Origin of the sequence: Pseudomonas sp. PvP027 (assembly GCF_017833005.1) — a bacterium.
GTDB lineage: Bacteria > Pseudomonadota > Gammaproteobacteria > Pseudomonadales > Pseudomonadaceae > Aquipseudomonas > Aquipseudomonas congelans.
In genome coordinates this window covers 5,753,997-5,770,012 of record NZ_JAFIBK010000001.1, presented here as the reverse complement: position 1 = coordinate 5,770,012, position 16,016 = coordinate 5,753,997, and the positions used below count along the sequence as shown (strand labels likewise).

The 16,016-nt window shown below is 59.5% G+C and carries 12 protein-coding genes, 1 tRNA gene and 1 pseudogene; 12 read left to right on the top strand and 2 right to left on the bottom strand.

Annotated features, from left to right (window positions below; translation table 11 throughout):
* Nucleotides 1-238: 238 nt before the first annotated feature.
* From JOE33_RS25160 to JOE33_RS25145, 4 genes and pseudogenes are all read left to right on the top strand, one after another.
* Nucleotides 239-1,153, top strand: a complete 915-nt coding sequence (locus tag JOE33_RS25160) for a LysR substrate-binding domain-containing protein (protein ID WP_003347707.1) — start codon at nucleotides 239-241, stop codon at nucleotides 1,151-1,153.
* 152 nt (nucleotides 1,154-1,305) lie between these two features.
* Nucleotides 1,306-1,559, top strand: a pseudogene (locus JOE33_RS25155) (Arm DNA-binding domain-containing protein); the annotation flags it as partial.
* A 365-nt stretch (nucleotides 1,560-1,924) separates the two neighbouring features.
* On the top strand, nucleotides 1,925-2,518 hold the full coding sequence (locus JOE33_RS25150; RefSeq protein WP_032612782.1) for a hypothetical protein: 594 nt from the start codon (nucleotides 1,925-1,927) through the stop codon (nucleotides 2,516-2,518).
* A gap of 112 nt (nucleotides 2,519-2,630) precedes the next feature.
* Entirely contained in the window at nucleotides 2,631-5,870 is a 3,240-nt protein-coding gene (locus tag JOE33_RS25145) for an ATP-binding protein (protein WP_032612780.1), read from the top strand.
* A gap of 223 nt (nucleotides 5,871-6,093) precedes the next feature.
* Here JOE33_RS25145 and JOE33_RS25140 read toward each other — a convergent pair.
* Together JOE33_RS25140 and JOE33_RS25135 are read right to left on the bottom strand one after the other, a co-directional pair.
* Nucleotides 6,094-6,208, bottom strand: a tRNA-OTHER gene (locus JOE33_RS25140).
* 642 nt (nucleotides 6,209-6,850) lie between these two features.
* A complete protein-coding gene (locus JOE33_RS25135) occupies nucleotides 6,851-7,795 on the bottom strand; it encodes a GlxA family transcriptional regulator (protein WP_032613041.1) in 945 nt (314 codons plus the stop codon).
* A 193-nt stretch (nucleotides 7,796-7,988) separates the two neighbouring features.
* Between JOE33_RS25135 and JOE33_RS25130 the strand changes: the two genes are divergently transcribed.
* The 8 genes from JOE33_RS25130 (at nucleotide 7,989) to JOE33_RS25095 (ending at nucleotide 16,003) form a co-directional block, all read left to right on the top strand.
* On the top strand, nucleotides 7,989-8,933 hold the full coding sequence (locus tag JOE33_RS25130; RefSeq protein ID WP_187625447.1) for a choline ABC transporter substrate-binding protein: 945 nt from the start codon (nucleotides 7,989-7,991) through the stop codon (nucleotides 8,931-8,933).
* 73 nt (nucleotides 8,934-9,006) lie between these two features.
* Nucleotides 9,007-9,894 (top strand): 3-keto-5-aminohexanoate cleavage protein, encoded by an 888-nt coding sequence (locus JOE33_RS25125; protein WP_096102254.1) that lies wholly within the window; start codon nucleotides 9,007-9,009, stop codon nucleotides 9,892-9,894.
* Nucleotides 9,895-9,951: 57 nt separating this feature from the next.
* Nucleotides 9,952-10,917, top strand: a complete 966-nt coding sequence (locus JOE33_RS25120) for an L-carnitine dehydrogenase (protein WP_187625448.1) — start codon at nucleotides 9,952-9,954, stop codon at nucleotides 10,915-10,917.
* A gap of 106 nt (nucleotides 10,918-11,023) precedes the next feature.
* Nucleotides 11,024-11,500 carry a thioesterase family protein gene (locus JOE33_RS25115; RefSeq protein WP_032612772.1) on the top strand — a complete coding sequence of 159 codons (477 nt, stop codon included), beginning with the start codon at nucleotides 11,024-11,026 and terminating at the stop codon, nucleotides 11,498-11,500.
* Nucleotides 11,501-11,728: 228 nt separating this feature from the next.
* Nucleotides 11,729-12,448, top strand: coding sequence for a GntR family transcriptional regulator (locus JOE33_RS25110; protein WP_025991173.1), 720 nt, complete (start codon nucleotides 11,729-11,731; stop codon nucleotides 12,446-12,448).
* Nucleotides 12,445-13,458, top strand: a complete 1,014-nt coding sequence (locus tag JOE33_RS25105; RefSeq protein ID WP_187625449.1) for an ADP-ribosylglycohydrolase family protein — start codon at nucleotides 12,445-12,447, stop codon at nucleotides 13,456-13,458. Before JOE33_RS25110 ends, JOE33_RS25105 begins: the two co-directional genes overlap by 4 nt.
* Before the next feature lie 159 nt (nucleotides 13,459-13,617).
* A complete protein-coding gene (locus JOE33_RS25100) occupies nucleotides 13,618-15,087 on the top strand; it encodes a cytosine permease (protein WP_187625450.1) in 1,470 nt (489 codons plus the stop codon).
* Nucleotides 15,077-16,003 (top strand): PfkB family carbohydrate kinase, encoded by a 927-nt coding sequence (locus JOE33_RS25095; protein ID WP_122529706.1) that lies wholly within the window; start codon nucleotides 15,077-15,079, stop codon nucleotides 16,001-16,003. The genes JOE33_RS25100 and JOE33_RS25095 overlap by 11 nt, the downstream gene beginning before the upstream one ends.
* The last annotated feature ends 13 nt before the right edge of the window (nucleotides 16,004-16,016 follow it).

The window sequence follows — 16,016 nt, the reverse complement described above, 5'->3', positions numbered from 1 at the left end:
ATTAATAGTCGACATGCCTGTCATCGATTGTGTCCTGTGAGCTACACGGCGCAGCCAGACAGCGTCTGGGCGTCGATGCGCGTAATGGCCGCCATTGTTCGCATGTCGACGAAACATTGCAAGCCGTGTGGACATTCAGTAACCCCCACAGTAATTTTCGCTGCGCCCGACCCGCATTTGCTCGTACTATCGCACCCTGCTCACGTCCTCAACCGACAAATGGCCCGAGATATTCCGCATGAATCGCAACGACCTGCGTCGCGTCGACCTCAATTTGCTCATCGTTTTCGAGACCCTGATGCATGAGCGCAGCGTCACGCGTGCGGCGGAAAAGCTGTTTCTCGGTCAGCCGGCGATCAGCGCTGCACTGTCGCGGCTGCGCGGCCTGTTCGATGATCCACTGTTCGTGCGCACCGGGCGCAGCATGGAGCCCACCGCCCGAGCGACGGAAATCTTCGCTCTGCTCTCCCCGGCACTCGACTCCATCTCGACAGCGGTCAGCCGTGCCTCTGAGTTCGACCCGGCGACCAGCACCTCGGTCTTCCGCATCGGCCTGTCCGATGACGTCGAGTTCGCACTGTTGCCCACCCTGCTCAAGCGCTTGCGCTCCGAAGCGCCGGGCATTGTGCTGGTAGTCAGGCGAGTCAATTACATCCTCATGCCACCCCTGCTCGCCTCCGGAGAGATTTCGGTCGGCGTCAGCTACACCCAGGACCTGCCCGCCAATGCCAAGCGCAAGGTCCTGCGCAGGAGCAAGCCGCAGTTGTTGCGCGCCGACTCGATACCCGGCCCGTTGAGCCTCGACGACTTCTGCGCCCGCCCCCACGCACTGGTCTCCTTCGCCGGCGACCTGAGCGGCTTCATCGACGAACACCTGGAAAAACTCGACCGCAAACGCCACGTCGTCCTCGCCGTACCACAGTTCAACGGCCTGGCCACACTGCTCACCGGCACCGACATCATCGCCACCGTGCCGGACTATGCAGCGCAGGTCCTGACCGCAGCAGGTGGCGTTCGCTCTGAAGACCTGCCGATTGAAACCCGAACGTTCGAACTGCACATGGCCTGGCGCGGCGCGCAGGATAATGATCCGGGGGAGCGTTGGTTGAGGTCGCGGATTCAGATGTTTTTTGGGGATCCGGATAGTTTGTAATGGAATTCCAAAAATCTCCATAAAACCGTTTTATAACAATGCCTTATTGATAATTTAAGTCCACGGCCGTCTGTCTAAACCCAATGGATTCCGCGACTCATGGGGGCATAATTGGGGAAAATTTCGGTTCCTTGAAAAGGATGCCCCCACCGATGCATCCCGATAATGCGGTTGTTTTCAAACGAAAACTCAGCGATGCCTTGATCCGCTCAGTGATCGAACCCGGCAAACACGCCGATGGCGATGTCCAGGCCTCTACTTGGAGGTAAGAGCCTCAAGCAAGATGGGCAAATCCCCTTCCAAGGTTTGGCGATTGAAATATCGGCTGCATGGCAAGGAAAACCGCTTCTACATCGGCGCTTACTCCGACATAGGTCTCAAGGAAGCGCGCGAGATTTCCCGCGGCATGCCAAGTGTAGGGCCCTAGGAAGAGAACCAACTTGAAGTCCTAGAACGCAAATCGAGTCTGAAAAGATTGATAGCCAAACGCTACTCACTACCTCGATCAGTCAATCCACCACGCGAACAACTCTCAAGGGTTGAAAAAAATAAACGTCTTCAAGCAAAGAAGCAGCAGGGTGATACAGCGCTGATCGGCGCTAGCGATTGTTGACAGGCTAGCTACTACTTAGGATCAGGCCATGCCTCGGGAGGCACCCTGCTGCGTTGGGGAACACCCTTCTCTTTCTTCTTTCAGATTTTCGCCAGTAAAGGCCAAGCAAGCAGCAATGCGGGTATCGGTGCATCCGATATAGGCCTGTGGAGAAAGTCATGTCCGCATCAGTCGACTGCGTCAAAAACTTCAAGTACCTCGTCCGCCGCTCACCCGATCATGGAATGGGCTATTCCGAGCGCCTGCATTTTCATGCCAAGGAAATCGGATTCAACAACTTTGATCATTTTCTGCTTTCGCTGGCCAAGCTGAGCGATGACCGCATTGGGAAGATCAATACTAAACTGATGCGGTTGGCCTGCGCTCGGACGATGCCCAAGCCGAGTCGAGACTATTTCGAGTTCATTGCCCACAAAGACCGTCGTATGCGTTTCTACAGCCACTGGATCGGTTGGGATAAGCGTGGCCAAGAAGTTCGCGTGCCCAGCCTGATGAATGCCTCCTACCGCGTTCCGAACCTACGCGAACGACTCGACGCGCCGATCTATATCATTGAGACTCGGCCACAGCTGCTGGCCTGGCGCCACAAATGGCAAGGCATGGCCTACGTGGTCCAAGAGCTAGCAGAGCGCGAATTGCGCCCAGCTTTCGACCGAGAACCAGATGTAGTACCCGGCGTCCGCGAAGAAGTCATCGATCTGGAAGAGGATTACACCCACAACTACGCCACCTGGTACCCCTCAGGTAAGTGACCCGCCCACGATCAGAATCACTTCCAGGCCCCGGCGTCAGGAAGCGATGCAACATGCCTGATATCCTTCCCTGTCAGGAATCCAAGCCCCAGCGCTTTCAAGGACGTAGTAAATGAATTCGCAAAATATCGTGCGTTACTGGCACGCCGTCGAACTGCTGCAACCTCAGGCAGTCCCAAAGCTGAAAAAGCGTGATAGCGACTACCAGCCGTTTTTCCAAGACATCCCCACATCGACTCAAATTCTGCCGTGGATGCCAGCCAACCTTCTGAGCCGTCAGCGCCTGCCGAACAAGCGCGTATGGAGCCACACGCTCTACGCTCACCTCTACAGCAACGTAGACGTTTCTCGCCAGTTGGAAGCACTTTACGGAGCCGACAAAGGCTACAAGGAGCCACAACATAGGCTCTCCGCCTTGTACGCGCTCAAGTTCAACGATCAGGGAATGATGCTGGTCGACAGCCTGGTGTTATCCAGCGAGGCATGGTTCGTCGGCCGCGCCATCAACAAGAAAGATTGGACACGCGGCTTCGAGGAGACCCAGGAGTTTCTTCGCGAACAAACTAAAAGTCTACTCGGTGGCGTAGTCTTGGCGACCGACCTGTCGCGCCTGACAAACTATATTCGTCAGGCCCTGGGGCTCGATGATTTTTTCGCAGACGAGTCGCGCGTACACCGTTTCCGTTCAGCGCCGATTAACCCGAACAAGCCCGAACAGGAAGACGACCCGCTCAACAGCTTCCTACTGAGCGATCTGGCCGACATGGCCGATGCCCTGGCACGCGGCGAAACAAGCGAGCCTTTGGCCCGTTACCTGAGCCATCACGACTCAACCCAGCGCCTGCATCTCGACAAACCCGAAGCAGATCTGGCGCTGATCGACCGCCTTGCTCCCTCGCGTTATGCAGCCGGCTGCTGGCCTGCCGAACGGCATTTGGGGTTGGTGCACTCCCAACAACTGGCAGTCAACAGCCTGCTCCAGACTCTTAGCAACGGCACCGGCATCATGGGCGTCAACGGTCCGCCGGGTACCGGGAAGACCACCCTGCTCCGGGACCTGATTGCGGCGGTGGTGACCCAACGAGCCGACGTGCTGGCCTCGCTGGATAGGGCCTCGGATGCCTTCATCCAGAACGGTCGCGAATCCGCCAACGATGGCGGACGCGAGCGCTTTGCCTATCAACTCAATCCACGCTTGTTTGGCTTCGAGATGGTAGTAGCCTCCTCCAACAATGGTGCTGTGGAGAACGTAACGCTCGAGTTGCCCCAGCAGGATAAGGTTGACCCATCTTGGCTGCCCGATGCCGAATATTTCAGCGAACTGGGCGAGCTCACCAGCGGCAAACCAGCTTGGGCAATGATCTCTGCGGCATTGGGCAGCAAAGCCAAACGTACCCAGTTCGTCGATCGCTTCTTCTATGGCAAGCGTCCACCCAAAACGACCAAGACCAAAGACGAATCCACATTCTCCCAACCAGAGACCCTCGACAATGGCACCTTGGACGAAGATCTCCAAGACGGCGAACCAACGCCCGACGTGTCGGTAGCGAACAACACGGAAGACAAGCCAGCTCCCAAGGGCATGCGCGAATGGTTGTCCGAGCAAGTCCCACAAATGAAGTTGCTCTCGTCCGCCGAAAAAACCAATTTCTGGCGCGCCGCCGTAAAGCAATACCAAGACGCCAAGAACGCCGAACAAGCGATACGCGCTCAAGTCAGCGACGTTCTGGAACGGATTCAGGCAGTGATCAGCGCCAAAGCCCGAGTACATCAGAAGGAAAAGGAGCACCAAGTCCGTCTGACCCAACGCAGCAGTCTCGATGAAGAACAAGCTACGCTGGAAACACTCCAGCTCACGCCCGCTCGCGAGCAACTGCAACGCGCACTTCAAGCTCTTGAAGCACACCTTGCAAAAAAGCCGGGTTTTCTCGCCAACCTATTCAGCCTCTGGGGTGCTCATCGCACGTGGGCAACTCGGCAACGACTGCTCGATAGCACTCGCACCTTGGCCAAGGACGCCTTCGACAGTGCCCAACGCCAAGCGCAGCGACTAGTCGGCCGGCTCACCGAACTCAATCAACAATTGGCCAAGGACGAACAGGAGATCAATGCAGCAGTGCTCCACGCCGCCCTGCAGATCGACAAGGCTCGCAGCATTGCCCAGGCTGGCAAGGCCAAGCACCTGCAGGTCTGGCTCGAACAAGGTCAGATCGGCAGAGGCAGCGAGATCGAGCTACTCGAACCCTGGATGGTCGAAGGCTGGCGTCAGGCTCGGGCGAAGGTATTCATCGAAGCGCTCAAGCTACACCGCGTCTTCTTTCAGATCGAAGCCTCGCGTTTACGCGCTAACTTGGACTTCATCACTAGCACACTCACCGGCAGTCGTTACCGCGGAGTGTCCCAAGCCGTGGTACGTTCGGCATGGGCATCACTGTTCATGGTAGTGCCGGTGCTTAGCAGTACCTTCGCCTCGTTCGCCCGCTCTTTCGGCAGCCTTGGCTGCGGGGAAATTGGCTGGCTGTTGGTGGATGAAGCTGGTCAAGCTACCCCACAGGCTGCTGTGGGTGCCTTGTGGCGTGCTCACAGGGCTGTGCTGGTTGGTGATCCGCTACAATTGGAGCCGATCGTTACCGTATCCGATGCCGTACTCGAACACATGCGCAACCGCTATCAAGTCGACGCTCACTGGTTGCCCAATCGCCAGTCTGCTCAGACCTTGGCCGACCAAGCCACTCCTTGGGGTCGTATGGCGGGTCCTAAAGACAAGAAATGCTGGGTCGGCCTGCCATTGGTGGTGCACCGTCGCTGTGACAAACCGATGTTCGACCTTGCTAATCGCATCGCCTACGACGGAGCCATGGTCTATGGCACCCTCGCACCTTCGCCCGTCAAGGAAACGCCGGCCCGCCTACCCACCGGCTGGGTGCACGCGAGTGGCCGCTCTTCTGGCAATTGGGTCGATAGTGAAGGCAAGGTTCTCGAACGGCTGTTGGCCATGCTTGATGGCGACGGTGTGCCGCTGGATAGCATCGCCGTTATCACACCCTTTCAGGACGTGCGTAACCAACTTAAGGATCGATTACACGCCAATATCGTACGCGGCACGATTCACACCATGCAAGGAAAGGAAGCAGCAGTGATCATCCTGGTCCTAGGCGGAAGCAGTGAAAATGGTGGCGCCCGCGAATGGGCCGTTTCCAAGCCTAATCTGCTCAACGTCGCTGTCACCCGCGCCAAGCGCCGCTTGTACGTCATTGGAGATCGCAATGACTGGGCGCAACGCAAGCTTTTCTGTGAGGTTATGGAGTTGCTACCGGCTCATCCACCGATGACGGCCGACAGCCCTGCATAAGCAAGTGGCTGTCGTGGGTCTGATCTTCAGGTTTTATAAGAAATCAGGGGAAAGCCAACGGCGGCGCGTCTTGCACCGGATGTTGTAGAACCAGTGGCATCCAGGGAGGAGTCGTATAACGGCGCAGTGTCATGGACTAGATCCTGGACCAGCCTTTTGCAGAGGAGAAACCACCAGACATAAAAAGGTCGCGAGATAAAATCTCGCAACCCTTTGAGTTATATGGTGGGGACGGAGTGATTCGAACACTCGCCCCCCCTAGCATCCTATACATGGGGTAGGCAGATATGCACGGGGCCAAGGCGCAGCCCAGGTTGCCAAACTCCTGTGCGTCGCACGCAGTTATCACATAGGGGCCGAAACCGACCTGCTCCGATTAGGCTTGGTGCACATCACCGCTCATGCTGGCGTCATTGTTGAAAGCCCAGCTGTCCCCCAAGCCCCATCGGCATACAGTGGTTGCGCATCTTGCGGATTGGCGTGATGCCCGATTTTATGCTCGATCACGGGCATTGGGCGCCGCCGCACCGCTGGCCGCTATGGAAGTGGCCTATCAAACCTTAATCTCAAACAACCATAGACTTATTTACGCGAAGAAACCTCAAGCCCACACCGAAGCCCAGACGAAATACACTGATCCACGCACTGCCAGACTTGAGGCCGTTGGAAATCGCCGTTCGCGATCGCTTGTACACCCGGTGCGAATGGGGGCAAAACTGGGGGCACAATTCTATTTTTTCAGTCTGTAACTACTGTCCTAAAGCCCAGTCAAAATGTTTTGGGAAATCCGCATAGCCTCTAAGCGAATTCTCACCCCATCGCCTACACATCTACAGCCCCCGGCTAAACGCGCAAACATAATCACTCATATCGGCGCTCCTGCTTCTACTGCTACCAACACCAGCCGAAGAGTACAGCTATAACCAACACCAAAACCCGCCTACGCAAAACCCAATCCCGCCCCCCCCTGAAAACAAGGCTCAAATCCCCTCCCGCCGCCGATCCTCCCTAGGGCATTTCGTAAACCGTGCTCGATAGCTGCGGGTGAAATACGACGGCGATTCGAACCCGCAGGCGATGCTCACTTCCAGCACACTCAGACCGCTTTGCCGCAGCAGTTGCCGGGCTTTCTCCAGGCGCAGGCCCAGATAGAAGTTGCTCGGCGTGTCGTTCAGATGCAGGCGAAACAAGCGCTCCAACTGGCGCCGGGTGACGTTGATCGCTTCGGCCAGGGCCAGCGTGCTGAGGGGGCGTTCGGTCTGCTGCTCCATCTCTCCGATCACGTGCACCAATTTCTTGTTGGCGATGCCGTAGCGCGTAGCGATCTGCATGCGTTGGTGGTCCTTGCGTGTGCGGATGCGGCCCAGTACGAATTGTTCGGACACCTGAATCGCCAACTCGGGGCCGTGGGCCTGGGCAATCAGGTCGAGCATCAGATCGATGGAGGCGGTGCCGCCTGCGCAGGTGATGCGGCGGCGGTCGATCTCGAACAGTTCCTGGGTCACGGTGAGCTGTGGGTAGGACTCCTTGAACGCGTCGATGGCTTCCCAGTGCAGGGTCAGGCGATAGCCGTCGAGTAAGCCGGTTTCGGCGAGCACGCAGGCGCCTGTGTCGATGGCGCCCAGGGTCACGCCGTCATGATCAAGACGACGCAGCCAGTGCTGCAGGGCCGGGGTGGCGAACTGCAGCGGCTCAAAGCCGGCCACCACCAGCAGGGTCGTGCCCTTTTTCAGCGGCTCCAGCGCCGCGTCGGCGTTGACCGACATGCCATTGCTTGCCTGTACTGCGCCGCCGTCGGCGCTCAGGACGTGCCAGCGGTATAGCTCGCCGCCAAAGCGATTGGCCACCCGCAAGGGCTCCAGCGCGGAGATAAAGCCGATGGCCGAGAACCCCGGCATCAGCAAAAAATAAAAATCCTGGGCCATGTCAGCGCTCTCGTCGGACCTGCAGCGTGGCACGTTGATACTCCCGTTCATGAGCGCATTCAAGGGGCAGGTCGCCGCAGTGCAAAAGCGGGTCGCTGCAGTGCGCTTCGCCGCCCTCCAGGCAGGGTAATTTGTTTCCACGGTGCACAAAGACGCCGACACACCACAATAACAATCTGCCGAGGGCCCCACCATGAACCGACTGATTAGCTGCAGCGTGCTTGCACTCAGCGCCAGCGCTCTGTTGAGCAGCAATGTAATGGCAGCTGATGCCGCTTCGTGCCAGAACGTGCGCATGGGTGTGGTGAACTGGACTGACGTGATCGCAACCAGCGCCATGACCCAAGTGTTGCTCGACGGCCTCGGTTACAAGACCAAACAGACCAGCGCTTCCCAGCAGATCATTTTTGCCGGCATCCGCGACCAGCGCCTGGACCTCTTTCTGGGCTACTGGAACCCGCTGATGACCCAGACAATCACGCCGTTTGTCGAGGCCCGGAAAGTCAAAGTGCTCGACAAGCCGAACCTGGAAGACGCTCGCGCCACCCTCGCCGTCCCGACCTACATGGCGGACAAGGGCCTGAAGACCTTTGCCGACATCGCCAGGTTCGAGAAGGAACTGGGCGGCAAAATCTACGGCATTGAGCCTGGTTCAGGCGCCAATACCCAGATCAAGGCGATGATCGCCAAAAACCAGTTTAGCCTGGGCAAGTTCCAGCTGGTGGAGTCCAGCGAAGCCGGCATGCTCGCCGCCGTGGACCGCGCCGTGCGCCGCCAGGAAGCCGTGGTGTTTTTCGGCTGGACGCCGCACCCGATGAACGTCAACGTGGCGATGACTTACCTCAATGGCAGCGACGACGCCCTGGGCCCGAACGAGGGCATGGCTACGGTGTGGACGGTCACTTCGCCGACTTATGCCCAACAGTGCCCCAACGTGCACAAATTGCTGACTAACCTGACGTTCACCGCCGCCGACGAGAGCCGGATGATGCAGCCGCTACTGGATCACAAGGACGCTCTCGAGTCGGCCAGACAATGGCTCAAAGACCATCCGCAAGACCAGGCGCGCTGGCTGGAGGGCGTCACCACTTTCGACGGCAAACCGGCTGCGGAAAACCTTCAATCGAGCAGCAAATAACCTGATTTTGAACGGCCGTTTCGCGATCACCCAGGGTCGCGAACGGCATCATCACGCCTGTAAGGAGCCCTCCATGAACCACGACGTCATCATCACCTGCGCACTCACCGGTGCTGGCGACACGACCGCCCGAAGCCCTCACGTACCGGTCACGCCCAAGCAAATCGCGGCTGCTGCGGTTGAGGCCGCCAAAGCCGGTGCCACCGTGGTGCACTGTCATGTGCGCGACCCGCACACCGGCAAATTCAGCCGCGACGTGGCGCTGTACCGCGAAGTGATGGAGCGTATTCGGGAGGCCGACATCGACATCATCGTCAATCTCACCGCTGGGATGGGTGGCGATCTGGAGATTGGCGACGGTGAGCGCCCGATGGAGTTTGGTCCCAATACCGATCTGGTCGGCCCGCTGACTCGTCTGGCCCACGTCGAGGAACTGCTGCCGGAAATATGCACCCTCGACTGCGGCACCCTGAACTTTGGCGATGGCGACACTATTTATGTGTCCACCCCGTCGCAACTGCGCGCCGGCGCCAGACGTATCCAGGCGCTGGGCGTAAAGGCCGAACTGGAAATTTTCGACACCGGCCACCTGTGGTTCGCCAAACAGATGATCAAGGAAGGGCTGCTCGATAACCCGCTGTTCCAGCTGTGCCTGGGTATTCCATGGGGCGCACCAGCCGACACCACAACCATGAAAGCCATGGTCGATAACCTGCCCGCCAATGCGGTGTGGGCTGGCTTTGGTATCGGCCGCATGCAGATGCCGATGGCCGCGCAAGCAGTGTTGCTGGGCGGCAATGTCCGGGTCGGTCTGGAAGACAACTTGTGGCTGGACAAGGGCGTACTCGCCACCAACGGCCAACTGGTGGAACGCGCCAGCGAAATTCTCAGCCGCCTGGGCGCGCGCGTCATGACCCCGGCAGAAGGTCGCATCAAGATGGGTCTTAACAAGCGCGGCTAGTGCCTTCAAGGCATAAAACCCTGTGATTGAATCACCGCACTCTTCAGGAACGTCGCCATGAGCTTTATCACTGAAATCAAAACCTTCGCCGCTCTTGGCAGCGGCGTCATCGGCAGTGGCTGGGTATCCCGCGCCCTCGCCCATGGCCTGGATGTGGTCGCCTGGGACCCCGCGCCCGGCGCCGAAGCAGCGTTGCGTAAACGTGTCGCCAATGCCTGGGGCGCCCTGGAGCAACAGGGCCTGGTACCCGGCGCATCCCAAACTCGCCTGCGCTTTGTGGCCACCATCGAAGAATGTGTCAGAGACGCCGACTTCATTCAGGAAAGCGCCCCGGAACGCCTGGAACTGAAACTGGATCTGCACAGCAGGATCAGCGAGGCGGCCAGGCCGAATGTGTTAATTGGCTCGAGTACGTCAGGCCTGTTGCCAAGTGACTTCTACGAAAGCTCCGCGCACCCCGAGCGCTGCGTGGTCGGTCACCCGTTCAATCCGGTGTACCTGCTGCCGTTGGTGGAAGTGGTGGGCGGCAAAAATACTGCTCCGGAGGCCATTCAGGCGGCGATCAAGGTCTATGAATCCCTCGGTATGCGCCCGCTGCATGTGCGCAAGGAAGTGCCCGGCTTTATCGCTGACCGCTTACTCGAAGCGCTATGGCGCGAGGCGCTGCACCTGGTCAATGACGGTGTGGCGAGCACCGGCGAAATCGATGATGCGATCCGCTTCGGCGCCGGGTTGCGCTGGTCGTTCATGGGCACCTTTCTCACCTACACATTGGCGGGTGGCGATGCGGGCATGCGCCACTTCATGACTCAGTTCGGCCCGGCGTTGCAGTTGCCGTGGACCTACCTGCCGGCACCGGAACTGACCGGCAAACTGATCGACGATGTGGTCGACGGCACCACTGATCAGCTGGGTAAACACAGTATTTCGGCGTTGGAGCGCTACCGTGACGATTGCTTGCTCGCCGTGATGGAGGCGGTAAAGACTACCAAGGCCAGGCATGGCATGAGCTTTGCGGAATGACCCTCGGGAAACAGGCTTGCCTTTGCTGGGTGCTGTGAATCTTCCATCGCCCTGCACAGCATTCCCGCTCCCTAATTCGATCAGTACCGATCCGGAATCCCCCGACATGCCTGCACTGACCACCTACACCACCCGAGTCCAACCCGACTGGGTCGACTACAACGGCCACCTTCGTGACGCGTTCTACCTGCTGATCTTCAGCTATGCCACTGACGGGCTAATGGAAGCCCTGGGGCTGGATAGCGATAACCGCGAAGCCAGCGGCCACTCGCTGTTCACTCTGGAACTGCACCTCAATTACCTGCACGAAGTGAAACTCGGCGCCGAGGTTGAGGTGCATACCCAACTGATCGCCCACGACGCCAAGCGCCTACATCTCTATCACAGCTTGCATTTGGCAGGCGATGAGATGGAACTGGCTGGCAATGAGCAGATGCTGTTGCACGTAGACCTGGCAGGCCCGCATGCAACGATGTTTACCGAGGCAACGAAGGAAAGACTTGACGCTATAAGCGCTGGGCAGTCAGAGCTGCCGAGGCCCAAGCTCCTCGGCCGGGTGATTGGGTTGCACGCTGGAAAATAATCGAAAGAGCCCCCTTACTGCCAAAACCTTGATACACATCGGACTGCCTTGGCTGGCACTAAAGGGTGTGTGACAAACGGCTCTCTTCAAAAACCTTTCAGGCGTGACCTGCAAGGTTACTTGTCGAACTGCGCGCATCATTTGCGCAACCCATTAAACATTGGTGCGCTACATCACAGTTTGCTACGCAAAAACAACTTGCATTCCGATCCAACTTGACCCTATAAAATGTACATGACTAGACAGGTTCGATTCGACAAGAAAACCCAGGTGATCAATGAGCTGATCCGCCGCATCGAAAGCGGCCAGATGAGCTCCGGTGCCCTGCTTCCCGGGGAAAATCTCCTGGCCCAGGAATTCAACGTCAGCCGCGGCACGCTCCGTGAGGCGTTGTCCGAGCTCAAGCGGCGTAACTTCATTGCCACCCAGACCGGTGTGGGCTCGATCGTCACCTATGACGGCTTCAGCCTGGACCAGCGTGCCGGCTGGGCTCAGGCACTGGCCGACACGGGTGCTGGCGTGCGTACGGAAATCCTGCGTCTGGTAGCCGTGGAACGGCCCGACATGGAGGTGCGCCTGGGCACTTCCAGCCTGGTGGCGCTGGACCGCCGGCGTATCGCCGCCGATGGCAGTATCGTTTCCTTGGAGCGCGCCTTGATCCCCGCGGTCGATGGTTTGGAAAACCTGCCGCAAAACGGTCTGCTGGAAGGGTCACTGACGGTGACCATGGCTGCACACGGCTTCATTGGCGACAAGGGCGACCAGTGGATCGGCGCAGGGCCTCTGAACCGTGATGACGCCGCGCTGCTGGCACGCGAGCCCGGGACGGTGTTTCTCAAAGCCGTGCGCACCACCTTTGACCGCCGTGAACGTTTTATGGAGCACGTAGAGAGCCTGTTGGACCCCGTGCATTTTCGTCTTCATCTCGCCTTCGGATCGTCCACATGAGCGCAACATTTCTGCAAGACCGAGGCCTGGGCGCCTTTTATGGCCTGGCCTTGGGTGACGCTTTGGGTATGCCGACGCAATCGCTGCCGCGTGCGTTGATCCTGCAACGCTATGGCCGTATCAGTACGCTGATCGGCGCCGATGCCGACCAGCCGATCGCACCCGATATGCCGGCCGGCGCTATCACCGATGACACCGAGCAGGCCATCCTGGTGGCACAGTTACTGGTGGCCGGCGGCGGCAGCATCGACCCGACAGCCCTGGCCCACAGCCTGATCGAGTGGGAAGCCGCGATGAAAGCCAAGGACTCCTACGACCTGCTGGGGCCTTCGACCAAGCGCGCGATTGAAATGATCCTTGACGGCCACAGCCCTGAAGAGGCCGGCCGCTTCGGCACCACCAATGGCGCGGCAATGCGTATCACCCCGATAGGCATCGCGGCCGACGTGAGCAACCGCGAAGCCTTCATGGCGCTGGTGGTGCAAGCCTGTCAGGTCACCCATAACACCACGCTGGGCATCTCCAGCGCGGCGGCGGTCGCGGCCGTAGTATCCGCCGGGATCAATGGCGCGCCCTTGGCCGAGGCTCTGGAGATAGGTGCCGAGGTGGCCCTGAGTGCCGAGCACCATGGCCATTGGGTTGCGGGTGGGCGTATCGCCGCGCGCATCCACTGGGCCAAGGCACTGTGCGCCGACTGCACAGATGAACAACTGGCCGACCGGGTGCACGATGTGATTGGCACCTCGGTCGCCTCACAGGAATCAGTGGTCGCTGCCTTCACCCTCGCCCACCGCGTGGCGAGCAGCCAGCTCAGTCCGTTCGATGCGGTGTGCATGGCGGCCAGCCTGGGCGGTGACACCGACACGATTGCCGCCATTCTCGGCGCCATGCTGGGTGCCTGCAACGGCATGCAAGCCTGGCCGGCTGCGTTGATCGAACAAATTGATGAGGTTAACGCGCTCGACCTGGCGCCTTTGGTCGAACAACTGCTGGTCCTGCGCACCGGTTGATGGGCGGGGCTCTGCTCGCCCACTGTAAACGAGATCACCCTCGCCCTCAGCCTTCCGAGCGGCGATCAGGCTTACCCGGTTTGGAAAAGCCAATTTGCACTGGATTGCACCTGCTGACGTACTGCCACAACCACAATAAAGGCAATAGGAGCAACGCAAATGACTACATCGTCCCCCTCTCAAGGTGCGGGTCAGCTGGAAACCCGCGGCATCGAGCCGGTTCCTGAAAACGAGTGCAACGGCCATCCGCTGCAACTGTTCTGGGTCTGGTTCGCCGCCAATATCAGCATCCTGGGCTTGCCGCTCGGTGCCACCCTGGTAGCGTTCCAGGGGCTGGCCATCTGGCAGGCAATTATCGTCGCCATCCTCGGCGCAGCCGGCTCGTTCGCCGTGGTGGGCGTTATCTCCATTGCCGGGCGCCGTGGGCGGGCACCGAGCCTTACGCTGTCCCGGGCCATCTTCGGGGTGCGTGGCAATATCGGGCCGACGCTGGTTTCGCTGATGTCGCGGCTGGGCTGGGAAACGGTCAACACCACCACTGCCGCGTTCGTTCTGCTGTCACTGTTCGCAATCCTTTTCGGCACCCCCGTGGAGGCGAAAAACTCGCCTGGCCTGACCCTGGTGTTCATCGCCCTGTTCGTGCTGCTGACCCTGACCGTCTCGGGCCTGGGCCATGCCACCTTGCTGGTCATCCAGAAATGGGCGACTTACCTGTTTGGTGCTCTGAACCTGGTGGTCGGTGGTTTTCTACTCACCCACATCGACTGGAGCCTGGTGTTCGACGCGCCGGCAGCGCCCCTGAGTGCCATGATCATCGGTGTCGGCACCATGGCCGCAGGCACCGGTATCGGCTGGGCCAACGCGGGCGCCGACATGTCGCGCTACCAGCACGCCAGCGTGAAGGCCACTCGACTGGTGGCCTCGGCGGCTTTTGGCGCAGGGATCCCCCTGGTTTTGCTGATCACCCTCGGCGGCTTGCTGTCGGTGGGCAACGATCACCTGGCTTCAGCCACCGACCCGATCATCGCCATTCGCGAGATGTTGCCCACCTGGATGGCGGTGCCTTATCTGATCACTGCGTTCGGCGGCCTGCTGTTATCCAACAACCTGTCGGTCTACTCGGCCGGCCTGACTACCTTGACCCTCGGCCTGAAGGTCAAGCGAGTACACGCAGTCATCGTCGACATCATCGCGATCTTTGCCGGTTCGATCTATTTCATGCTGATCGCCGACAGCTTCTACGGCCCCTTCATTACGTTCATCTCGATGTTGGCAGTGCCTATTACCGCGTGGGTCGGTATCTTTGTGGTCGACCTGCTGCACCGCCATATCTACTCCCCACAAGATCTGCTGGACCAGACTCCACGCAGCGCCTACTGGTATCGCGGCGGCGTCGAATGGCGTGCGTTGGGCTCGTGGGCATTGGCCATTGTGCTCGGCTTCAGCTTCACCACCGTGGCCACCACCCCGGAGCATATACTGTTCAAAGGCTTTCTCGCTGATTCCTGGCTGGGTCATAACGGCCTGGGGTGGATCGTGACCTTCATTGTCGCCGGTGGCCTGTATGCGCTGCTCGGCGGGGCGCGTGATCGCCGTGTCGTTACCAGAGAGGCTGCCCATGCCCGCTAAATTGTTCTACACCGGCCAGGTCGTGGTTGACCTGGTCATGGCTATCGACCGCCTGCCGCCGTCCGGCGGAGATGTGCTGGCCACCAGCGCCACGTTCGAGGCCGGGGGCGGCTTCAATGTCATGGCCGCTGCCTGCCGCAATGGCTTGCGCACCGTTTATCTGGGTCGCCATGGCCAGGGCCGCTTCGGCGATATTGCTCGCCAAGCCATGCGCGATGAAGGTGTGGAGATCTCCACGATGCCCGTTCCCGGTGAGGACACCGGCCTGGCTGTTGCCTTGGTAGAAGCTTCAGCCGAGCGCTCGTTCATCTCCTATGTGGGCGCTGAAGGTGGTTTGTCTGCCGATGACCTGAATGGAGTGCGGGTCAGCGCCGAAGATTACGTATTTGTCAGCGGCTATAGCCTGGCCCACAAGAACAAGGTCACAGCCCTGCTCGCCTGGCTGGGCGAATTGCCCAGCGGCACTGCCGTGGTATTCGACCCTGGCCCATTGGTTGATGCACTTCATGGCGTGGAGATACGCGCCATACTTCCCCTGATCAGCTTTTGGTCCAGCAATCGCGAAGAGGCCCAACGTTTCACACAAACCCAGACGCCCGCCGACGCAATCCACAACCTGGCCTCCATTCTGCGCGAAGATGCTCTCATAGTGATTCGTGACGGCCCCGCAGGTTGCTGGCTGCACCATGCTGGCCAGACGCGGCAGATACCCGGCTTTGCCGTCACGGCACTCGACACCAATGGTGCCGGCGACGCTCATGCAGGTGTGCTGCTGGCCGAGTTGGCCAGGGGCAGCAGTGTCGACCGTGCGGCACTGCGCGCCAATGCGGCAGCAGCGATTGCGGTCACACGCCGGGGGCCGGCGACGGCGCCTGGCCGTGAGGAGGTAGATGCGCTGGTGGGGGCCGATGTCTAATCTGGCTTGAGCT

Coding starts and splice junctions, on each gene's coding strand:
- JOE33_RS25145 (WP_032612780.1), top strand. CDS start 2,631: ATGAATTCGCAAAATATCGTGCGTTACTGGCACGCCGTCGAACTGCTG.
- JOE33_RS25130 (WP_187625447.1), top strand. CDS start 7,989: ATGAACCGACTGATTAGCTGCAGCGTGCTTGCACTCAGCGCCAGCGCT.
- JOE33_RS25105 (WP_187625449.1), top strand. CDS start 12,445: ATGAGCGCAACATTTCTGCAAGACCGAGGCCTGGGCGCCTTTTATGGC.
- JOE33_RS25110 (WP_025991173.1), top strand. CDS start 11,729: ATGTACATGACTAGACAGGTTCGATTCGACAAGAAAACCCAGGTGATC.
- JOE33_RS25115 (WP_032612772.1), top strand. CDS start 11,024: ATGCCTGCACTGACCACCTACACCACCCGAGTCCAACCCGACTGGGTC.
- JOE33_RS25100 (WP_187625450.1), top strand. CDS start 13,618: ATGACTACATCGTCCCCCTCTCAAGGTGCGGGTCAGCTGGAAACCCGC.
- JOE33_RS25135 (WP_032613041.1), bottom strand. CDS start 7,795: ATGGCCCAGGATTTTTATTTTTTGCTGATGCCGGGGTTCTCGGCCATC.
- JOE33_RS25125 (WP_096102254.1), top strand. CDS start 9,007: ATGAACCACGACGTCATCATCACCTGCGCACTCACCGGTGCTGGCGAC.
- JOE33_RS25095 (WP_122529706.1), top strand. CDS start 15,077: ATGCCCGCTAAATTGTTCTACACCGGCCAGGTCGTGGTTGACCTGGTC.
- JOE33_RS25120 (WP_187625448.1), top strand. CDS start 9,952: ATGAGCTTTATCACTGAAATCAAAACCTTCGCCGCTCTTGGCAGCGGC.
- JOE33_RS25150 (WP_032612782.1), top strand. CDS start 1,925: ATGTCCGCATCAGTCGACTGCGTCAAAAACTTCAAGTACCTCGTCCGC.
- JOE33_RS25160 (WP_003347707.1), top strand. CDS start 239: ATGAATCGCAACGACCTGCGTCGCGTCGACCTCAATTTGCTCATCGTT.